This is a genomic window from Streptomyces sp. NPDC024017 (genome assembly GCF_040638895.1).
In the GTDB taxonomy this organism is placed as follows: domain Bacteria; phylum Actinomycetota; class Actinomycetes; order Streptomycetales; family Streptomycetaceae; genus Streptomyces.
The window spans coordinates 1-20,002 of sequence record NZ_JBEZYZ010000030.1; the positions used below are offsets into that span (position 1 = coordinate 1).

Sequence of the window (20,002 nt, forward strand, 5' to 3'; positions counted from 1 at the left end):
ACCGTGCCCCAGCCGGTGATCACACCGTCGGTGTACGGCTTCTTGGCCTCCAGGCCGAAGCCCGTGGCCCGGTGCCGGCGCAGCTGCTCGACCTCCTGGAACGAGCCCGCGTCCAGGAGCAGGTCGATCCGCTCCCGCGCCGTCAGCTTGCCCTTGGCGTGCTGCGCCGCCGTCGCCTTCTCGCCCGGCCCGGCCAGCGCCCGCTCACGGATCTCCCGCAGCTCGGCCACGCGCCCGCGAGCGCCGGCCGACCCCGCCCTGCTCGGCACGGGGGCAGTCGTCATCGCCATATCTGGTCCCTCCCCGGGACAGGCCGAAGCGGCCCCCGCCCGGCCCATGGGAAATATTAACAAACCGAATGCGCGGTTTATCTAGACTGAAGGATCCTCCGGCCAGGTCGCGGCCTCAGCGCCAGCTACGGGGCGCCACATAGCCCGCCGGCCGGTCCCACCAGGCGGCGGAGACGGCCACGGGCTCCTCGTCCACCTCTCGGCCACTCCTGCGCAGCGCGCCCAACACCGCTGCTAGGGCGGCCAGTTCCTCCTCGCTCGCATGTCCGCGCTCCACCCGAAACAGCGTCTCAGCCCGCTCCATCCGGCCGCCCCCCTTCCAGGGTTTGAGGAAAGGGTGGGCCAGGGCGCTCAAGAACGGCTCCGGATCCGCTTGAGAGCACTCTTCCCTCCCCCACAACCCCGCCGCCCGGCCGAAAACATGCGGTGCGCGACTGCGCGGCACCCACCCCCCGCCCCACCCGACCCGGCGAAAAACCTGGTGCGACCCACTCTGTGGACACGAGAGGCGGAAGTGCCGTCCAGGGAGAACAAGCCGTTCGGCAGGGCCCGTAGCCGGAATGGTTCGTACCGCTAGAAATTAAACCGGGTGGTATGTATCTTCACAGGCCTGAGCGGCCCTCCACATCGACGTCACATCCATGCGCCCAGGGGGAACAGTCATGTCTGCGAGCACGTTCCGCGTGGCCCACTCGATATCCGGCACGCACCCCGCCGAGGAGAGCGACACGTCGCCGGTGCGTGTCTTCGTCCCGCGGTTCCCGTCTCTGACCACCACCGTTCCCAAGGAGCTGGTGCACCGCGCCAGTGTCTCCGAGGTGATGCTCACCGACTGGGCGCGCGTCGACGACGAGCACTACACGCTTGCCGCCCAATGGCCCCGCGGACACAGCTTCTTCACCAGTGTGGACGGCTGCCACGACCCGCTGATCGCCGCCGAGACCATCCGGCAGGCCGGAATCCTCCTGGCGCACGCCGAGTTCGGCGTCCCCCTCGGCCACCACTTCCTGGTGAGCGACCTGAGCGTCCACGTCGAGCCCCAGCACATCCGCGTCGACTGGACCCCCGCGACGCTGGAACTCCAGGTGACCTGCTCCGAGGTGAAGCTGCGCGGCAAGAACCTGCTGGGGTTCCGCATCTCGGTGGAGATCCGCCGCGACGGCCGGCTCGCCGCGACCGGCGGCGGCTCGCTCACCTGCGTCACGCCCCAGGTCTACCAGCGGCTGCGCGCCGGCCGCCTTCGCGAGGACGGCATGCCGCAGGTCATCCAGCTCACCGCGCCGGAGGCCCCGCAGGTCGTCGGGCGCATCTCACCCACGGACGTCGTCCTGTCGCCGATCGGGCAGCCGAACCGCTGGCAGCTTCGCGTGGACACCCGCCACCCCGTGCTGTTCGACCACATGGTCGACCACGTGCCCGGCATGGTGCTGATGGAGGCGGCCCGCCAGGCGGCGACCGCGACCCTCGGCCGCGCGTCCCTGCCCCTGGACGTCATCAGCGAGTTCACACGCTACGTCGAACTGGACGCCCCCTGCGTCGTCGAGGCGCAGCGCCTCCCCGCGTCGGGGCACAAGGAGTCCGTTCTGGTGACCGCCCACCAGAACGACGCGCTGGTGTTCCGCTGCACCGTCTCCCTGCCGTCGGTCACGGGGTGAGCGCCCTGCCGCGCGACGGCCGGTGAGCACGGCCCCGCGCCACCTGGAGGCCTTCACCCCGACTCATCCGGTGACCGGGGCGAAGGCCTCCAGGTGGTCCCGGGCCCACTGGCGGAACGTCCCCGCAGGGCGCCCGATCAGCGTGGACACCGCCCCGTCCACCCGGGCCTTGGCACCCGCAAGCTGCCGTTCCGCGCTCGCCAGCAGCGCCTCGACGACCGGTTCCGGATAGCGCCGGCCCAGACCGGCCCGGGCCTCCTCCCGGCTCATCTCCTCGAACCTGAGCGGCACGCCGAGCAGCCGGCCGAGCTGCCGCGTCTGCTCCACCGGGGTGACCGCCTCGGGGCCGGTCAGCGTATAGGCGCGCCCATCGTGCCCCTCCTCGGTCAGCACACGCACGGCGGCCCGGGCGATGTCCCGGGGATCCACACAGGAGTTGGCGGAGGTCCCGTGCAGCGCGCGCACGACGCCCTCGGAACGGACGGACGCCGCCCAGGACAGGGAGTTGGACATGAACGCCCGCGGCCGCAGCAGGGTCCACTCCAGGCCGGAGCCGCGCAGCTCCTCCTCGCTGGCACGCTGCCACCGGGTGATGAGGTCCTGGGCGCGGTCGTCGAGGACGGCCGCCGCGGACAGCTTCACCACCCGCCGCACCCCCGCGCCGCGCGCCGCCCGCAGGAAACTCTCGTCGTCCCGCCCCCCGACCGCGGTGGTGACGAGGAACGCCGTCCGCACCCCGGCCAGCGCCCGGTCCAGCGACCGGGCGTCCTCGTAGTCCCCGGCGACCGTCTCCACATCCGGCCGCGCCCCGGTGACGCGCCCGGGATCCCTCGCCATGACCCGTACCTTCACCTCGCCGGGGAGCTGCCGCAGCAGCGCCCGCCCCACCGTGCCCGTGGCCCCCGTCAGCAGGATCACCGCAGTTCCCCTCGTCGTGACGTCTGCTGTTCCGGATTCTTTCAACCTGGTGGCGTCCAGGGGGCTGCGCGAAGCCACGCCATCTGTAATATACATACTGGGCGGTTTTTTATTGGGGGTCTCCGGGCTCATCGAATGAAGGAGGCCGAAGTGGCGAAACAGGACCGGGCGATCCGGACGCGGCAGACCATCCTGTCGGCGGCGGCGAAGGTCTTCGAGGAACGCGGCTACCAGGCGGCGACGATCAACGAGATCATCGCCCTGGCCGGGGTCACCAAGGGAGCGTTGTACTTTCACTTCCCCTCCAAGGAGCACGTGGCCGAGGGGGTACTGACCGAGCAGGACCAGAACCTGCCCATCCCCGACCGTGCCTCCAAGGTCCAGCAGCTCGTGGACACGGTGGTGCTGCACGCCCACCGCCTCCAGACCGACCCCATGGTCCGCGCCGGCGTCCGTCTCACCCTCGACCAGCAGGCCCAGGATCTGGATCGCAGCGGCCCCTTCGTGCGCTGGAGCGAGGTCGGCAACGAACTGCTGGAGAAGGCCCAGGCCCAGGGCGAGTTGCTGGACCATGTCTCGACCGCCGAGACCGCCGACGTCCTGGTGGGATCCTTCGCCGGCATACAGGCCATGTCCCAGGCGGTGTGCGAGTACCAGGACCTGCCCGGCCGGGTCAGCTCCCTGCTGCGGCACATCCTGCCCAGCGTGGTGATCCCCTCCGTCCTGGCGTCCGTGGACATCACCGAGGACCGGGGCGCCAGGGTCCATGCCGAGCTGCTGGACCGCGCAGCCCGGCACGAGGCGGAACCCGTCAGCTGAGGGCCGGGGCGAGCACGTCTCCCCCCGCCGCGCGGCCGGCCGCGCCCCCGCCCGCACCGAAATACGCGGTGAGGGCGGCATCCAGCGCACCGCCGCCCGCCGCCCAGGCGATGTAGCCGTCGGGCCGCACCAGCAGCGCCTCGCAAGGCAGTTCGGGAGCCGGCTCGGCACGCACCACGCGCAGCAGCCCGGCCCATCCGCGCGCCTGCTCGGCGTAGGCACCGTCGCCTGCCGCGCCTTGGAGCAGCAGGAGCGGCCGGCCCGGCAACAGCAGGTCGATCACATCCGTCCGCCCCTGCCGGGTGGTCAGGCCGACATTGTGCAGAAACCTTCCCTCCCACGGTGAGGCGTCCGCACCCCGGGTGGGCAGCACCGTGTCCTGGGCACTGACCATGGACGCCAGTACGCCGCTCTCCCTCTCCCCGCCCAACAGCTCACCGAACAGGGCACGCAGCGGGTCGAGTTCGGGAGCGGGGCGCATCAGGGCGAGCTGGGCCCTCGTGTTGTCGATGACCCGCTGCGCGGCGGGCCGGCGTTCCCGGTCGTAGCTGTCCAGCAGCCCCTCCCCCGCCCTGCCGCGCACCGTGAGCGCCAGCTTCCAGCCGAGGTCGACGGCGTCCAGCAGCCCCGTGCTCAGGCCCTGCCCGCCGATCGGGAAGTGCACGTGCGCCGCGTCGCCCGCCAGCAGGATCCGCCCCTCGCGGTAGGACAGGGCCAGCCGCGAGAAGTCGCTGAACCTGCTCAGCCACTTCGGGGCCCGCATCGGCACGTCCCGCCCGACGATCCGGGACACCTCGCCGCGCAGCTCCTGCAGGGTGGGCGGCCGGTGACGCTCGCTGTGCGCACCCGCGCAGTTCAGCGTCCGCAGGCGAGTACCGCCGCCCGGGAGGGACTTGGCGACGATCCAGCCGCGCGGGGTGCGCCGCCACCCCTCCTCCAGTGCCTCCGGCTCCTCCAGCAGGACGTCGCCCGCCAGCGCGGACACCGTCGCCGGATACGTCCGGGAGACGAACCCGGCCTGCTCGCGCACGGTGCTGCGGGCACCGTCCGCTCCCACCAGGTACTCGGCCGTGCACGTCACCGGGCCGTCCGGGCCGTCGGCCGTGAGCCGCACCCCGTCCGGGCCCTGCCGTACCCCGGTCACCCGGTGTCCGCGCAGGATCAGCGCCCCGGCGGCCCGGGCACGCTCCTCGAAGTGGTGTTCCAGTTCCTCCTGCGCCCGCTTGAGGACGGGCTCCGGTTCGGCCGCGGGCGCCGAGATGCCGAGCCCCGGGATTCCCGCGAAGTGGAACGGACTGGTCGCCTGCCCCGCCTCGCCCCCGGAGTGCGACAAGCCGTCCAAGTACCCCCGCCGGACCAGGCACTGGACCGTCCGGGCGTGCAGGGTGGTCGCCTTGGGGCGCCGGGACACGGCGCTCCCGGCCTCCACGACCACGGTGACCACCCCGTATCCCGCCAGCTCGCAGGCGAGCACCATCCCCACCGGCCCGCCGCCGGCGATCACCACCTGTGCCTGTATGCCATCCGTCATTCCGGATCTCCCCCTGTCATCGACCGGAACCCGAACACGTGCAGCAGCCACTCCCGGGCCCCTGCCCAGGGGTGAGACATCGAACTCGCTCCTCGCTCAGGAGTGCGAGTCCCGGAAAATATACCGGTCGGCCGGTTCTTTGTAACGTCCGCGGAGCCCCGAAGTGCCCGGAACATCCGGGACAGGCGGCCGGAGTGCTCTCACAGCGGCCGCGTGATCCCCAGCTCCCGCATCGCCAACGACGGCGGCCCGCCCTCGGACCGTTCCGTCTTGCAGCCCTTGCCGCCGGGCGCCAGCGTGCGCGGGTCGACGGCCTCGGCGGGCGCCGCGGTCGCGTACAGGCCCTGCGGGTCCGTGTCGCGGTCGTGCGGCAGCAGCCAGAAGACCCGGCGCCGGAACGTCCCCGAGGAACGCGACGGCTTGGCGCCGGGCCCCAGCAGCGCGTACCCGACCATGCGCCCGTCGCGGTGGTACGCCGGCCTGCCGCGCCGGGTGGGCAGCCGGTCCAGGCTCTGACGGACGTAGTCGAGCCGCGCGATGTCCTCGAGCCAGACGAAGTCGGTCTCGTGAACGAGCTCGTGCTCGGCGATGAGAGCGCTCATTCTGTCTCCTCGTCGGCGACCAGTCCGATACCCGGGTAGTACTTGCGCTGGTTGGACAGGATCATCTCCTTGGGCGACGCCAGTCCTACCACTTCGCGGACCCGGGCTGCGAAGGCGCGTGACGAGATGGCCGGGGCGCCCTCATTCTGGCACCACGCCCTGTAGGCAGCGTAGAGCCGAGCTTGTTCCGCCCGCAGATCTCCCTCCAGCCGGCACGACTCGGCGAGGAACCGCCCGGTGTGGTCTTCCGTCTCGGCGTACGCCGTGGTGGCGATCCGCACCCGCTCCGGCCCGGTGAGGTCCCGCTCGCCGCTCAGATAGCGACGCGCGCCCAGAATCAGCCAGTTGAGGATCCCGGGGCCCTCCTCGGTGACGAGGATGTCGGCCAGGTTGTCGATCTTGCGGTCGTCGGGCACCACACGCTCGAACGGGATCAGCCGCATCCGCCGCCAGAACGCGAAACCGCCGGTCCCGACCTCCGGCCGGTGGTTGCCCAGCAGCCACAGCTTGTGTGTCGGCTCGAAGCTGAAGAAGTCCTGCCGCATCCGCCGGGCCTTGATCCGGTCGCCGCCCGTCAGCAGCTTCACCCGTGCCTCGTCGAAACGGTCCCCCGGCTTCACCTCGCTGCACACGATCACGCGTCGGCCGTGCAGTTCGGCCAGATCGGTCGGATGCCCTTCGTAGGGCCGGGCCATCAAGAACCCCGGCGGCGCGGCGTCGGCGTAGTCGCCCAGCAGCTTCATCAGTACGTCCAGGAGCACCGACTTGCCGTTCTTGCCGGAGCCGAACAGGAACGGCATGACCTGCCCGCCGACGTCCCCGGTGATGGAGTAGCCCAGCAGCAGATGCAGGAAGTCGATCATCTCGGCGCCCTCGTGTCCGTCACCGAAGGTGTCGGCGAGGAACCGGTCCCAGCGCGGGGTGGGCATCGGCTGCGGGGCCGCGGTGGTGGAGCGGGAGTGGAAGTCCTTGTCCGGGTCCGGAGTGCGGATCAGTCCGGTGCGCAGGTCGACGATGCCGGCCGGGGTGCACAGCGCGTACGGATCGGCGTCGAGCATGGACGCGTTGAGCACCATGCCCGGAGCGGACCTGGCCTGCGTGAGCATCGCGTTCATGCCGCTGGTGCTGAGCGCGCGGCGGCGGTGCTGCTGCAGCGCGGCGGGCGTGAACACCCCGCGCGGGTCGGTGCTCGCGAGGGACTCCGCCAGGTCACCGGCGGCCCACAGGACAGTGTCGTCCTCGTCGACCTGCCAGCGGGTGCTGTCCCAGCGGAACCAGCCGAGGCCGGGCACATGACGGTAGTCGTGCGAGTACAGCTTGACGAACAGTTTGGCGTTGCCGCGGTCGCTGAGCGTGTCGGGCAGCAGTCCGTCGGCGGTCGCCTCGCCGCCGCCCGCAGCGGCGGTGGGGACACTCCCGCCGCCTTGCCGGAGGGCCAGGGCGGGCTGAGCGAGGATCTGCATGGCGACCGTCTGGGCGTCGAAGAGGGTGCCGTCAGGTCCGGAGGTCATGTTCGGCCTCCCAACGACAGTGGACGGAGCCGGCCGGCGCCCAGGCCACTGCGGATGACGGCTCTGTAGCGCCGCTCCTGGCCGGGGCGGGCGTATTCGGCCGCCTCTGCCAGGGCTCGTTCCGCTTCGTCCGCCGACAGGTGCCCTGCGGCCACGAGGCCTCCGGCGGTGTAGGCGGCGCGGTTCAACTTCTCGGAGAACGCCGCTCCTTCGGGTACGGCGGCGCAGCCGGCCACTTCGGTGAGCAGCCCGGCCAGAGCCCGTCCGGCGGCCCCACGGCCGCCTCCCGCCGCAATGACTGCCTGCCGGGCGCGGGGCGGCACCGGCCGGGGTGCCGGCATGCGCGCGGGCGGCAAGTGGCCGGTGCGCTCCAACTCGCGGGCGAGCCAGCCGGGCAAGGGAGCGGGCTCACGTACGGCACCCACGGGCTCGTACGTTCCCGCCTCTGTCGAAGTGCCCGGGGCGACGATGTACCCACCGCATGCTCGTACGTCGGTCTGCCAGGCCAGCGCGCGGCCGCCGCCCGACCCGGTGGAACACTGCCACTGATGCCCGGGATGGGCCCGATACCAGACGTGGAGCCCACCGGACGGCGTGCGTACGCGCAGCGTCGTGTCGTCGTCGGCGGGGCTGGTGACGCCCCGCAGTGCGGCCAGCAGACCGAGGGTGTGAAACCCATTGGCGAGTCCGGTCAGGTCGACAGCATCCGGGATTCCGATGCCGGGCAGCAAACGGTCCCGCTCGGGCAGGCACCTCTCGTGGGCATCGATATCGATGATCACCAGCCCTGCGGGGCCGCAGGCGACTCCCACGCCCAGTCCCGGGTTGGCACCCCACCACTGCTCGATCCTGGTCACGTCCAGCGTGGCGGCACGGAATCCATGGCACCAGCGGCCCGCGGCGGGGCAGCCGCAGCCTACGTAGGTGTGGCCGGATTCCCGACAGGGCGCACAGTTGCCCGCCGGCGTCTTACGGCCGGGAGCAAGGGGATGAACCGGCCAACCCCGACTGGCACACCATCGGGCGATCGCCAGTGAACGCGAGTTGCCCGTCCGCTCGACACCCGATTCCCGTGAGTCGCTACGTAAAAAAGGCAGCTCAGAAGCCATGCGCATCCCCCATGAGCGACTCAAGCGACTGAACGACTGGAACAGACTAGCGAAACGGGGATGGCAGAAGGGAACACCTGAGGAAACTGAAACACAACGCGTTGGCGGGACAGCGAGCGACTCAGAGAGCGGTGCAGCGACTGGAGTTGTCCGGATGACTTCTTCAACTGCTGAGCGAAACCGCAGGTCACAGACCTGAGGCAAGACCAGGCAGCGACTGAAGCGACTGAAGCCCCTATATATGACTCCCACGCGCGCACACGGAGCCACAACCCACTCCCCCCATATACCCGACCCTTGGGTAGCTTCAGTCGCTGCCTGGTCTTGGCAGCAGCTCTGACCTGGGATTTTCCGCGACGGTCAGCAGCGACCGGCCGTGCGTCCCGTCGCTCTTCCTCAGTCGCTGCTGCGGGCTGCACGATGAGACACCCCCATGCCCCGACCCTGGGCCAGCGACTGAAGCGACTCAAGCGACTCTCGAGCGAGACCGGAGGCGCGGACGCATCCCCTGCGGCCATCCGCGTTCGGTCTGCAGGACCGTTCCCCTTGACCTTCAGGCAAGGGGAACGGTCCTGCAGACCGCTCCTCATGTACTCCACGTCAATGAGGAGCGGTCTGTGGGACGTCAGGTTGCCCGGCGGAGGTGGACGACGACGTTCTCGCCCATGCGCTTGGGGGCGAGCCGGTAGTACCTGATGTGGCCGAGCCTCTCGGTCTCCTCGAGCCAGCCGGCCTCGATGACCTGCTTGCGCGTGCGGGAGAAGACGGGCGCGGCCATGCCGACGAGTTTGGCCAGGTTGGCTGCGGTCTCGAGTACGGCTCCGGACCGATCAGTCGGATGCAGGGCGTAGAGCATGACGACAAGACGCTGATTGGCGGTCATGCCTGCCGTCTTCTCAAGCAGCTGAAGGTTCTTCTGCTTGTCGTCGCTACTGATCACTGAGCCTCCCACCGTGCAGGCACGTTCTCGTCGAATCCGGGGATGTCCGGCGGGTTGCACGTCTTCACCGCTTCACGCTGCTCGAGTCCCGTTCCGTGAAAGGCGATGTACGGGCTGATCCGGTAGAAGTTGTAGTTGCCGATGCGTCCGCGGACGACCAGGATGCGGTGCTTGGCCAACTTCCTGTTGATTTTCCCGACAGCGTCGGTGGACATCCCCACCCGCTTGGCGATGTCGGCGCCGGTGGCCCTCAACGGTTCCATGCCCTCGGGCGAGACTCCGATCCACCACAGGACGAGGAACTTCTGACTGGGCGTGAACGCCTTGGATTCGGTGATCGCCTCGACGCGCGCCTTGTCGACCTGCGTGTGCCTGCCGGAGAAGGCGTACGGCGCATAGGGCACCGCCTCGCCCGTCTCGGCATCGACCAGCCTGCGTACTGCTCCCAACGGGCCCTCCGTGAACGGGGGTTGTCTGACGGTTCATGAGAGGCGGCTTCGAGGCCGACCAGATGAACTTAACGTACATGAGCAGGAAGTCAATCAGCCCGGCCTGCCGACCGTGTCGCCTGCTGAAACGCTCAGGGTTCATGTCTGCCGGATGCGACCGCGCCGCTGCCCACTCATGTACGTCACGTCAATCTGCCACGGCTGGAGGATCTGGGTACCACGATCCTCCAGCCGTGGTGCCAGACCTCAGGATCGTGGTGCCGGTCCGTCAGATCGTGGTGCCCGGTCCACGGAACTGGGTGACACGACCGCAGGATCTGTTCACTCAGATCCCCTGATCGCCCTCTACTGTCGGAGGAACTGCCTGCCAGTTCCTCCGGTCTTGGTTGTTCGAGGTATTTGCGCAGGTCAGAGGCTGATTGGCGAGCGCGCTCTCTTACCTCAACAGGAGCCGCGCCGTTCACCCGACGGTCCACGCAACCCCTGCACTCGTGCACGGCCGGACGGCGTGCTCAGCTCGTCACCACCCTCGAATGGCTCTTGCGGGGAACGAACCGGCCTCACGCCACGGCCGAGCCCCGTTCCGGCCCGCAGTCACAGCCAGGACTACCCACACTGCAGGTGTTCGTCTCACGGAACCTCTGCCCACCCGTACCCGCCACTTCCCGGCGCGTACGGCCTGTGCCACGACGAAACCGATTCGCGCCGGGAAGTGGCGGGGCAGCGGGGTCCAGGGGCCGGCGAAGGCCCCTGGTACCACGCTGCTCAGCCACTTCCCGGAACTCGTCGTCGGCTCGCAGTCTCATGACGGGCTGTGGCAGCCACGGCCTGGGTTGTGACCTGCACTCGACCTCCTGCCGGTACCAGCAGGAGACTTCTGCGCGAAACGTGCTCCGGACACGACAACTCGCCCGCAGCGTCCATGTGCGCCGTGACGATCGCGGCGCCGTAGGTGGCGGTGCGGGCTGGGAGGGGCAGTGCTAGAGGTCGAACTCGATGTGCTCGATGTCGGTGAAGCGGACTTCCTCCAGAGAGCCGGCGCGGCGGCCGCCGTCCTGGAAGTACAGCTCCTTGAGCCCTTCGGCTGCGATCTGCTGCAACTGCTGGTCGCTGACACCGGCCTGCTGGGCGTCGAAGAGACGGGCGGCGTACTGCGGCGGCAGCGCCACGGTCAGATGCCGGATCCGGGCGTCGTCGGTCGTGCCCACCGGCGCCGTGTAGCCGATGCGGGCACGGGTGTCGATGACGATGCCGCCGGTCGTCGCCGCCCTCTGCCGGGCCTTGGCCCGGATCTGCGGCTGCCACCGCTTGTTCACCTCGCGCTCCAGGCGCGCGGCGAGGTCCGGTCGCGGCTTCTTGATCTGGTTCTTCACGTACCGCTCGACGGTGCGCTGGGAGATGCGCAGCATCTGGGCGACTGCCCTGGTGCTCTTGAGTTGCCTGACCAGGTACCGCATCTGCGCGGGCGCGGTCTTGGGCGCCGGGCGGGTGAACGCCTTCTGTACCGCGGCTTCAAGGCCGTCACCGAAGAGACTCATCGTCGCCCTCTCCTACTCTCCGTTGTCGACGTCGGTGACGGTGCCGTCCTTGATGTAGCGGGCGAGGTTGAGCTCCGGAGCGTTGAACCGCTCGCGGACCTCTTCGCCCCACAGGACGGTCTGGGTGCCCTCGTGCTTGACCAGGCCCGGGTTGATGCCGACCTTGAAGCCGCCGGGCAGCGGCTTGCCGTCCCGGTAGGGCAGGAAGTCCAGCGGGCTGGTGCCTCCGGCCGCGTACACGACACAGTCGGACAGGACTGCCACGGGGTACTGGCCCGTGAAGGCCGCATGCTTGATGATCTTGCGGTGCAGGTTCACACGCGTACGGGAGATGACCGCCGCGCGGATGTCCGGCCGCCACGTCGGGCGCGCCAGCGCCCGCCACGGCTGGCCCGGCCGCCAGCCCTCACCGCGTGGACGTTCACGCAACTTGCCCAGGCCGCCCTTGACCGTCGCCTTGATCGCTGAGACGACGATCGCCAACTCGGGATCGTGCTCCCCGTAGCCGTTCATCGCGGCCAGGAAGTCCGCCGGTTCCATGTCCGCATGTACGCCGAGATCGGCCATGGTGGCCAAGTAGGCGTCGCGTAGCCGCTGGTACCAGCCGTCCAGGTAGCGGCCGCTCTCGTAGCGCACCCACGCCTCGATCGGCCGCACCTCGTAGCCCAGCTCCACCGCGTACGCCACGGTCGGTGTCGCGTACCAGGCCGGGCCCTCGGGGCGCTCGCCCTTCGGCGTGAACGGACTGGGCAGCAAGCCGGCGTCCAGCTCGGCCCACTTGTCCCTGCCGATCTTCACCCGGGACAGATCCACGTGGGACAGGTCGACCAGCCATGAGCCGGGCAGCTTCGGGTCGAACACCGGCTGCTTGACGTGAGTCGGAGCACCGAGCCCGACGACCAGACCGTTGGCTCCGGCGGCGAAGGCCATGTTCACGTCGATGCCGACCAGGTGCCGCAGGGTGCATTCGGCGTCGGTCATCGGCCGAGCCCAGTCACAGGCTTCCTCGAACAGTTTCTCCGCCGGACCCCGGACGTGGAAGCGAGGCAGGTCCGCCAGGAGCGGGTGTCCGTCCGGGGCCTCGCACGGGGCGCAGTCGACCGGCTCCTTGCCCAGGGAGCCGGGGTTGTGCTCGGAGTGCCGCTTGCCCGTCTCGTCGGGTTCGGAGGCGCGGGTCGGCGGGTGAAGCGCGGTCATCAGCTCCAGGCCGGTGACGGCGGTGGAGCCGCGCGGCGTCATCACCCGCGACGCGTACACGCCCAGCACCCGGGCGAGCTCCGCCGGCGGAAGCTCAGCGGCACTGCCCCAGTGACGTGTGTCCAGCGCGTGCCAGGAGGGGATGCACAGCTGCACGCACGCCCGCTCCGACCCGGTGGCCGGCCGGTAGATCCTCGCCCACGGCCCGAACCCTCGCTTCGTGAGCTTCCAGTCGGCGCGCGCCAGCTGCTTGATGACCTTGTGGTTCTCCGGGATCCGCCCGGCGCGCCGCTCCTCATCCGTCAGGGTGACCGGCAGCCCGTAGCGCTTCAGGGCAGCCTCGGTGAGCACGAGCAACGGGTCGGCGTCCTTGCCCGGCCCGGACAGCCTCGGTTGCCCGAGCTTCGCCTCCGTCAGCGTCCAGTCCACCAGGGCGGCGATGCTCTTGGCAGGCACGTCCAGGACCAGGCCGCCCGTGCAGTATGCGAGGACCTGGCCTTCGGCGTCGACGTCGACCACCGCGAGCGGTCCGTTCTCGAAACGCGCGTCGGTGCCGCTCGCCAGGGCGTTGGCCGGGGTGGCGCTCCGCACGGCAGGGCGGCGCGACGTCGACCCCCTATTGACGGCGCGCGCCGGGCGCAGCGCGGCCTCTTCGACAGGAGCGGCGGGCGCGGGGACGCTCTGAGTGTTCTCACGTTCAGTGGTGGGTGCGGTGTCCGCAGCCGGACCTGAGGATCGAGACTGCTCCGCCGGGTCGAGCCGGCTGCCGGCCGTCGCCGGTGCCGCGGCGGGCGCGGGGTAGAGCTCCGCCAGCTTGTTCAACAGCCGCGCATACGCTTCACGCTCCGGCCCGCGCGGCTCGACCGGCTTCTTGACCGACTCCCAGCCGGAAACCGTCGCCCGACGCACCTTCAGCGCGGCAGCCACCTCGTCGAGCGTCAGACCGTGTGCCTGACGCAGACGCTTGCGCTCCTCCACCGGCGGCAGCGCAGCACGGGAGGCGACCAGCGCATCGATCGCGTCGAACAACTCGGACATGAAACACCTCCTAGCGATCACCCTATCGCAGCAACCGTACAATTCGCGTACGTTAGCCGTACATGTCGACCGCTCGTCTGGACCGCCTCCCGTCATGGACCTCGGCACCTACCGCCTCTCCCTCGACAACGGGATCACCAGCCCTACGCGCACCTGCGCCAAGTGGACACCGGCCTGGACATCTGGCTCTGCGGGGGCGGCCGGCTCGCAGGCGCGGTCGTTCCGAATGCGTCGGTGAATCACGAGATCCACAACCGGCCGCGGAGGTGGGCGTAGACGGCAGCTGTCGGCCCCTGGTCTTCCCCCCACCGTTGGACAGGCCGGCGATGCGCCCGCGTTCACGAAGGTGATGGGGCTCTACTGGGGGCTCCCGTCAGCGCGGGGGTGCCCCAGCACCGGGCCGGACGTGGTCCCGGCCGACAACGCGTGTCCCTCACGCGCGGCTCACGAATACCTGCCCAGACGCGGGTTCCGCGCGCGGTAACTCCCGTCCCGACGGACCAGCGCGGCACCGCCTGCGATGGGGGCAGTCAGAGCGGCCGCCCACTTGGCTTCGGCAGTGGAGCCTTGCAGCACAGTCCGTCGACGCGTTTCGCGCGATCCTCGGCGTATGGACGCCGACTTCCATACCACTCCCCCACGTCGCGCCTCTTAGATCGCCCTGACCGCCCGGCGCAGTGATTACGCCGTAATCACGGAGCACCGGTTCCCACCGGTCACGATCCCCCGAACGGGGCATGCGCCGGCTTACCGTCAGGGTTCCTGGTCAACCCGAGCGCCACGGCGTCCGGGCGGGAGTGATTACGGCGTAATCACTCCCGCCGCCGCGAAGGAAAGGGGCCCGACGTAGTCACGTCGAAGCATCCCACGGCTCGACTCAACGACCGGCCGTCGCTCTGTGCCTCATGGCGTTCGGGGAGATGAGCCGCCAAGCACGGCCCGCCGCGGCGGGCTGCCAAGTGATTACGGCGTAATCACTGGGGCGTACCTGCACCCCATCAACTTGGTCTAACTAACGCGTCAATGCTGCACTTGATCATGCACGTTAGTATGGTGTCCCACATGAGTTCGCCAGCCACCTCCAGCGACCGCGAGAAGGTCGTCTCCAAACTGCCGGGATGGCTCCGGCAGAACCTCAAAATCAGAGCCGCCCAGTACGGCATCGAGATTCAGGCCGCCGTAGAGCAGGGCATCACCGACTGGTGCAGCCTCGCCTCCACCCCTGCCACCGTCGACACCGCCGGCGCCGACTCCTTCTCCACCTTCCTGCCCCCGGGGCAGTGGGAGGAGTTCCGTCAGATCGCCGCCGACCGGAGAGTCTCCCTGATCCAGGGTCTGGCTCAGTCCGTCCAGTTGTGGCTCGACGCCAACCCCGCCCCGGAAATCGAGCGGCCCGCGATCACCCGCCGCATCGTCGTCTGCAACCAGAAGGGAGGGGTCGGGAAGACCGCCGTCACCGCCGGACTGGGTGAGGCACTGGCGGAAGACCCCAACTCCCTCCACCCTGTGCGCGTCGCCAAGGCCCTCACCAAGGCACTGCGTGCAAGCGAGACGCACCACGACCAAACCGATGCGGGAGCCGACCCCCTCGACATCGAAAACCTGCCCGGGCTGGGGCTGCGAGTCCTCCTCGTCGACTTCGACCCGCAGTGCCACCTCACCAATCAACTGGGTGGCAGCCCACTGCCGTTGAACGGCGACAGCCTCACCAACCACATGGCGGGCGACCCCAAGGGCGACCTGCGTGACCTCATCGTCTCCGTCGACGACGACAGTTTCGGCGGCCGCCTCCACCTCCTGCCCGCCTGCAACGACGCCTTCCTGCTCGACGTACGCCTGTCCGCCGTACGCGCCCGAGAAGCCGCGCTCGAGCGGGCCCTTGCCCCGCTGGAGGCTGATTACGACGTAATCATCGTCGACTGCCCGCCCAGCCTCGGCCTGAGCATGGACGCCGCCGCCTACTACGGCCGCCGACGCGACGGTGAGAAGCCCGGTCAGTCCGGCGCCCTCATCGTCGTGCAAGCCGAAGACAGCTCCGCTGACGCCTACGAGCTGCTCACCACCCAGATCGAGGACCTGCGCGGCGACCTCCAAGTCGACATCGACTACCTCGGCATCGTCGTCAACCTCTACGACTCCCGCCGCGGATACATCGCGACCTCGTCACTGCAGGGATGGGTGGACATAAAGGATCCGCGAGTCGTCGGGCTCATCGGCGACCTCAAGGAGCAGAAGGAAGCAGTCCGCGTGAAGAAGCCCCTACTGTCCTACGCGCCCAAGTCACAGCAGTCCGTCGGCATGCGCGCCTTGGCAAGGGAGGTCTCGTGAGCAAGGCCGACCAGTTGGGCTCCGGCCGATTCGGTGGGGCAGCGCGCACGGTCAGTGCCCGCCGCCAAGCCGTCGCGGCCGCCACCGGAGTCCCCACGGAGGGCATCGCCCCGCCTACAGAACTCCCCGTCCATCGGATCAGCCCCAACCCCGACAACCCCCGCTCCACTCTCGGGGACCTCACCGACCTCGCGGGCAGCCTCAAGACCCATGGCCAGAAGCAGGCCATCACGGTCATGAACCGCGACGCCTACATCGAGGCCAACCCGGAACGCGAAGCTGACCTCGAGCCGGACACCACCCACATCGTCATCGACGGCAGCAGCCGTCTCGCTGCCGCCCGCGAGGCCGGCCTGGCCACGGTCAAAGTCATGGTCAGCGACGATCAGGGAACCACCCCCGAGGAACTCCTCGAATCCGCCCTCGTTGCCAACATCCATCGCCAGGACCTCGAAGAGCTCGACGAAGCCCGGGCTCTCCAGCGCCTGTTGGACATTCACGGCAGCCAACGAGCCCTCGCCAAACGCCTCCACCGCTCCCAGGGCTGGATCTCCCAGCGCCTTGCCCTGCTCAACCTGACCCCCGAACTCCAGGCCCGCATCGGTGAAGAACCCATCGACTTGCTGCGCGCGGTCGGCAACAAGCCCGCTGAACAGCAGGAAGCAGTCCTGCAAGAGCTCAAGACGGGACGGGCCAGCAGGGAAGAAGGAGCACGCGCATCGAAGCGCCGCACGGCCCCACAGACAGCTGATGCCGACGAGCACGACACCGGGAGCACGCGTGCCGGTGATTACGGCGTAATCGCCAACACCTCGGAGCACGGCTCGTCAGCTGCCAACGGTCAGGGAGAGATCCCAGGACAAGGCGGGAAATCACTGACGAGTCCGGCAGCATCGGAGCCCATCCCTGAACCTCGAGCTGACTCTCCATCACCTCACAGTGAGACGGGGAACATGGAGCAGCAGGCCCGCCGGGTGCCCTTCGACAGGCCCGGTGAGCTCGCGTTGCTGCTGGACGTAAGGGTGGACACCGACGATGACTTCTTCACGCTCCTGCAACTGCTGAACGCGAAGGCTCTGGACAGGGACCCAGCGCGACTTGGTGAACTGGCGCGGTCCTTCGCCGAGCAGGCCGCCGCACGGGCTGTCTGACTCAGCAGAGCACGTTATGTGCGGGCGGCCCCATCCTGCAGGGATGGGGCCGCCCGCACATCTGTCGCGCAAAGCCAACCGAGTCCTTGCCGTCCGAAGTACCCGCCCTCGCGCACCTTCGCTAACACTCAGCTGCGGCGTAGCTACCCGCGGCGGATGGTGTCTGTCGAGCACGGTTGTCAGTGGCTCCGGCATGTACGGATCCCCTCAACCGACCACCTGCTCACCGCTCCTGACGACCAGCCGCGTGCCCACCTTCTGGTGCGGCTGGTCGCCAAGGACCTTTCGACGGACAGGACCCGGGCACGAGAACGCCTCCCTGGGGTGGACCAGGGAGGCGAGGTACGGGCAGAAGAGCAGTCCGGCCCGGCGGCATTCAATACTCAGCCGGAACTCTCCTCGACGTCGTATAGCGAGTCGGTGACCCAGCCCGGCCGTCCTCGAGTACGTCCCCGACGGCCGCCGTACGTCTCGGAGATGACGTGCGGCGACGACGAGCTCGAGCTCGCACACCCTTGCATCCGCATCGCCAGAAGCAGCACTCTCGCTCAGAACCGCGGCCGCCACCGTGAGGACACCCGCGCACGCCACGACGGATGCTCATACAGACGAGGCCTCTTGTCCGGCGTCAAATGTGCTGGGGTCCGTGGTTCGCTCGCTTTGCGTGCGGCGCCGTCATGACGTGCAAGGCAGTGGACAGCAGGATCGGTGCCGAGTCTCGGGTGGTGACGACCGTGACGTGTGGGAAGGGAAGCGTGGCTGAGCTGAGTGGGTGGTACAGGTACCTCCGATCCTCCATGGCAGGGTGCTTCACCGTCGAGGTTGCCGTTCGGTGGTGCGGGTCGGTGAAGTGTGTGTTGTCGGCCAGGCCAGAACGTCACTGCGGGGTGTTGGCCTTCTGCGCACGGCAGGGCTGACTGTCCGCGGACACATTCAGTGCAGAAACTCAAGCTGTGGTTGACTTTTCCGCAGGCAGGGCCAAGGATGGCGAAGTTGCAGGTCAGAAGCGTCAGGCAGGTCCCGAAACGGGACGCTGGGAATGGCGGGCCCAAGCCGGAATGTGCTGCCATAGCGACACAGGAAATCAACCCCTCGTTGAGTCTGACTGAAGGAAGACTCGGAAGATCAAGCAGTGCTTGACTTTCTGATTGCTTCACGTCGATAAGGATCCTGCGAGCGACTGCTCGGCGCGCCGCTGCAGTGAAAGACAAGTGCTGCTTGATTTTTGGGCTAGTTTCTTGATCGCCTGAGTATCAAGGGAGGGTCCTGTGACAGCCGATCCACCAGCATGTCGACGGCCCCGAGCCGTCCCTGACGCCGTATCGGGCGACGCCGGCTTCGACGACCTCCTGCAGGTCCTCGGAGAGCAACTCGGCGAAACAGCCCAGAGCGCCGACCCCCGCACCCGCCGCAAACTCAAGAACGTCACCTTCGAGTACGCGCCCGACCACACCGCCGTCCACGACATGGCCGGCGACGCCGGATACAGCCTGGCTTCCAACTGGTTCACCCAGCTCCTGGCCCAGCTCGCCGTAGCCAACTCGATCACCAAGTCACAACTGTGCGTGTTCCTCTACGTCGCCGGAGGACAGCAACGCGGCACAGGCATCGCCCAGTACACCCAGCAGGAAATCACCGACGGCCTCAACAAGCTGGCCGCGAAGAAGGGCGGCAAACGCATCACCCGCTCCACGGTCGACCGCGCCATCAAGGCCCTGGTCGGCTACAAGTGGGTCGAGCAGCTCGGCAACGGCGTCATCCAGCTCAACGTACGCCTGTGGTTCCACGGCAACAGCAACGCCCAGCACGCAGTCCTTGAGCAGCTCGCAGTGCAGCACGACCGAGATCCCGAGGCCTTCCCCAACGGCATCGGCCCCGACATCCATCAGGAAGAGCTGGACCTCGACTTCCCCGAGAACCCGCACTATGGAACGGGAAGGCGTACAGGGTGATACCCCACCACCAACCGCTCTCCAGTCCGGCACGAGGAAGGGATACCGATGGCTGAGGTCATGTCGCCGGTCGTGTCCGAACGCATCTGGGCCCTGCCCGTCTCCGGGGCCACCGTCAAGTTCCTGCAGTACCTGCTCTACCGGAGCGAATTCGGAGGCCACCTCCCCATCCGGCAAAAGGACATGGCTGCCGAGTACCGCGTTACCCCGCAGGCCATCAGCAACCTCATGGCACCCCTGTGCGAGCTGAACATCGTCCTGCGCCCGAAGAACGAGGACGGCAGCCGAGGCAAGGGCAACTCCTACCGCCTCCATCCCCTGGCGGCGAAGTACGCCAGCTCGCAGGACATGGAAGCGGCTTTCCGAACCGCGATCGCAAGCATCAAGGCCGGCGACACGCCCAACCTAAAGCTGCCCGCCTACGCCGCGGTTCCCCCCGCAGCAGACGGCCGCCCGAGCCTGCAGGTCGCCTGAACAAGGCTGGGGCCCCGATTCTGGGCATGCCGGTGTGGGCTGGGTCCAGAGTCAATCTGTACTTCAATTTGAAGCAGACGGTTAGCTGATACTCGGTGACCCTGCATCAGGTGATGCAGGGTCACCGACCCCCCACTGCCACCCCTCCCTCTTGCCGCTCGGGCCGTTGGCCCGTTGGCCGCACCGCGTAGCGGGGTCGGCCTGTGTTTGGTGCGGGGCGCCACGAGGTGGCTGGAGTGCAGCGGAGGCTGCCTTTGCGGGGCCGTAGGCCCCGTAGCTCCGGGAGCGCAGCGGACGGAGCGTCACCGGCGCGGCGCAGCCGCGCCGGTGGGCTGCTCGCGCAGCGAGCAGCAGCGCTCACGCGGAGCGGGAGCGCAACCCCCTTGCGCAGCAAGGGGGTTCGCTTGCATATCGCGCAGCGATATGGGACCCGCTCCGCGGGTGCACGGTGCCGTCGACGACCTGCGCGATCGTCGCGTACGACATCGAGCCGGCGTAGC

Annotated in this window: 17 protein-coding genes; 6 read left to right on the plus strand and 11 right to left on the minus strand. The window is 68.8% G+C overall.

What is annotated here, in order from left to right; translation table 11 throughout:
• Both AB0G20_RS39630 and AB0G20_RS39635 read right to left on the minus strand, forming a co-directional pair.
• The coding region (locus AB0G20_RS39630; RefSeq protein WP_361311800.1) for a carboxyl transferase domain-containing protein at positions 1-284 on the minus strand (284 nt) is incomplete at its 3' end.
• A gap of 121 nt (positions 285-405) precedes the next feature.
• Complete coding sequence (locus AB0G20_RS39635) at positions 406-567, minus strand: acyl-CoA carboxylase epsilon subunit (RefSeq protein WP_361311803.1); 162 nt, start codon at positions 565-567, stop codon at positions 406-408.
• 385 nt (positions 568-952) lie between these two features.
• On the opposite strand from AB0G20_RS39635, the gene AB0G20_RS39640 reads away from it, so the two are divergent.
• Positions 953-1,945 (plus strand): ScbA/BarX family gamma-butyrolactone biosynthesis protein, encoded by a 993-nt coding sequence (locus tag AB0G20_RS39640; RefSeq protein ID WP_361311806.1) that lies wholly within the window; start codon positions 953-955, stop codon positions 1,943-1,945.
• 63 nt (positions 1,946-2,008) lie between these two features.
• On the opposite strand, the gene AB0G20_RS39645 is transcribed toward AB0G20_RS39640, so the two are convergent.
• A complete protein-coding gene (locus AB0G20_RS39645) occupies positions 2,009-2,863 on the minus strand; it encodes an SDR family oxidoreductase (RefSeq protein ID WP_361311808.1) in 855 nt (284 codons plus the stop codon).
• Positions 2,864-3,013: 150 nt separating this feature from the next.
• On the opposite strand from AB0G20_RS39645, the gene AB0G20_RS39650 reads away from it, so the two are divergent.
• Positions 3,014-3,682: a ScbR family autoregulator-binding transcription factor gene (locus tag AB0G20_RS39650; RefSeq protein WP_361311811.1), complete on the plus strand. Its 669-nt coding sequence runs from the start codon at positions 3,014-3,016 to the stop codon at positions 3,680-3,682.
• On the opposite strand, the gene AB0G20_RS39655 is transcribed toward AB0G20_RS39650, so the two are convergent.
• The 8 genes from AB0G20_RS39655 to AB0G20_RS39690 form a co-directional block, all read right to left on the minus strand.
• The gene (locus AB0G20_RS39655; RefSeq protein WP_361311814.1) at positions 3,675-5,213 is read right to left on the minus strand and encodes an FAD-dependent monooxygenase; all 1,539 of its coding nucleotides are present in this window, start codon (positions 5,211-5,213) and stop codon (positions 3,675-3,677) included. The two genes, AB0G20_RS39650 and AB0G20_RS39655, sit on opposite strands and share 8 nt — an antisense overlap.
• A 200-nt stretch (positions 5,214-5,413) precedes the next feature.
• Positions 5,414-5,815 carry a DUF6009 family protein gene (locus AB0G20_RS39660; protein WP_361311817.1) on the minus strand — a complete coding sequence of 134 codons (402 nt, stop codon included), beginning with the start codon at positions 5,813-5,815 and terminating at the stop codon, positions 5,414-5,416.
• The gene (locus AB0G20_RS39665; protein WP_361311820.1) at positions 5,812-7,326 is read right to left on the minus strand and encodes a phage/plasmid primase, P4 family; all 1,515 of its coding nucleotides are present in this window, start codon (positions 7,324-7,326) and stop codon (positions 5,812-5,814) included. The genes AB0G20_RS39660 and AB0G20_RS39665 overlap by 4 nt, the downstream gene beginning before the upstream one ends.
• Positions 7,323-8,354 (minus strand): bifunctional DNA primase/polymerase, encoded by a 1,032-nt coding sequence (locus tag AB0G20_RS39670; protein WP_361311840.1) that lies wholly within the window; start codon positions 8,352-8,354, stop codon positions 7,323-7,325. The genes AB0G20_RS39665 and AB0G20_RS39670 overlap by 4 nt, the downstream gene beginning before the upstream one ends.
• Before the next feature lie 706 nt (positions 8,355-9,060).
• On the minus strand, positions 9,061-9,372 hold the full coding sequence (locus AB0G20_RS39675; RefSeq protein ID WP_361311843.1) for a replication initiation protein, RepL2: 312 nt from the start codon (positions 9,370-9,372) through the stop codon (positions 9,061-9,063).
• A complete protein-coding gene (locus tag AB0G20_RS39680) occupies positions 9,372-9,824 on the minus strand; it encodes a MarR family transcriptional regulator (RefSeq protein ID WP_361311822.1) in 453 nt (150 codons plus the stop codon). Before AB0G20_RS39680 ends, AB0G20_RS39675 begins: the two co-directional genes overlap by 1 nt.
• Before the next feature lie 980 nt (positions 9,825-10,804).
• On the minus strand, positions 10,805-11,362 hold the full coding sequence (locus AB0G20_RS39685; RefSeq protein WP_361311825.1) for an XRE family transcriptional regulator: 558 nt from the start codon (positions 11,360-11,362) through the stop codon (positions 10,805-10,807).
• Between the two features lie 12 nt (positions 11,363-11,374).
• Positions 11,375-13,597, minus strand: a complete 2,223-nt coding sequence (locus tag AB0G20_RS39690; protein ID WP_361311827.1) for a helix-turn-helix transcriptional regulator — start codon at positions 13,595-13,597, stop codon at positions 11,375-11,377.
• A 1,062-nt stretch (positions 13,598-14,659) separates the two neighbouring features.
• Here AB0G20_RS39690 and AB0G20_RS39695 point away from each other — a divergent pair.
• From AB0G20_RS39695 to AB0G20_RS39710, 4 genes are all read left to right on the plus strand, one after another.
• The gene (locus AB0G20_RS39695; RefSeq protein ID WP_361311829.1) at positions 14,660-15,925 is read left to right on the plus strand and encodes a ParA family protein; all 1,266 of its coding nucleotides are present in this window, start codon (positions 14,660-14,662) and stop codon (positions 15,923-15,925) included.
• Complete coding sequence (locus tag AB0G20_RS39700) at positions 15,922-17,076, plus strand: ParB/RepB/Spo0J family partition protein (RefSeq protein WP_361311832.1); 1,155 nt, start codon at positions 15,922-15,924, stop codon at positions 17,074-17,076. Before AB0G20_RS39695 ends, AB0G20_RS39700 begins: the two co-directional genes overlap by 4 nt.
• A 1,268-nt stretch (positions 17,077-18,344) precedes the next feature.
• The gene (locus tag AB0G20_RS39705) at positions 18,345-19,028 is read left to right on the plus strand and encodes a hypothetical protein (protein ID WP_361311835.1); all 684 of its coding nucleotides are present in this window, start codon (positions 18,345-18,347) and stop codon (positions 19,026-19,028) included.
• Between the two features lie 48 nt (positions 19,029-19,076).
• A complete protein-coding gene (locus AB0G20_RS39710) occupies positions 19,077-19,502 on the plus strand; it encodes a hypothetical protein (protein ID WP_361311838.1) in 426 nt (141 codons plus the stop codon).
• Positions 19,503-20,002: the final 500 nt, after the last annotated feature.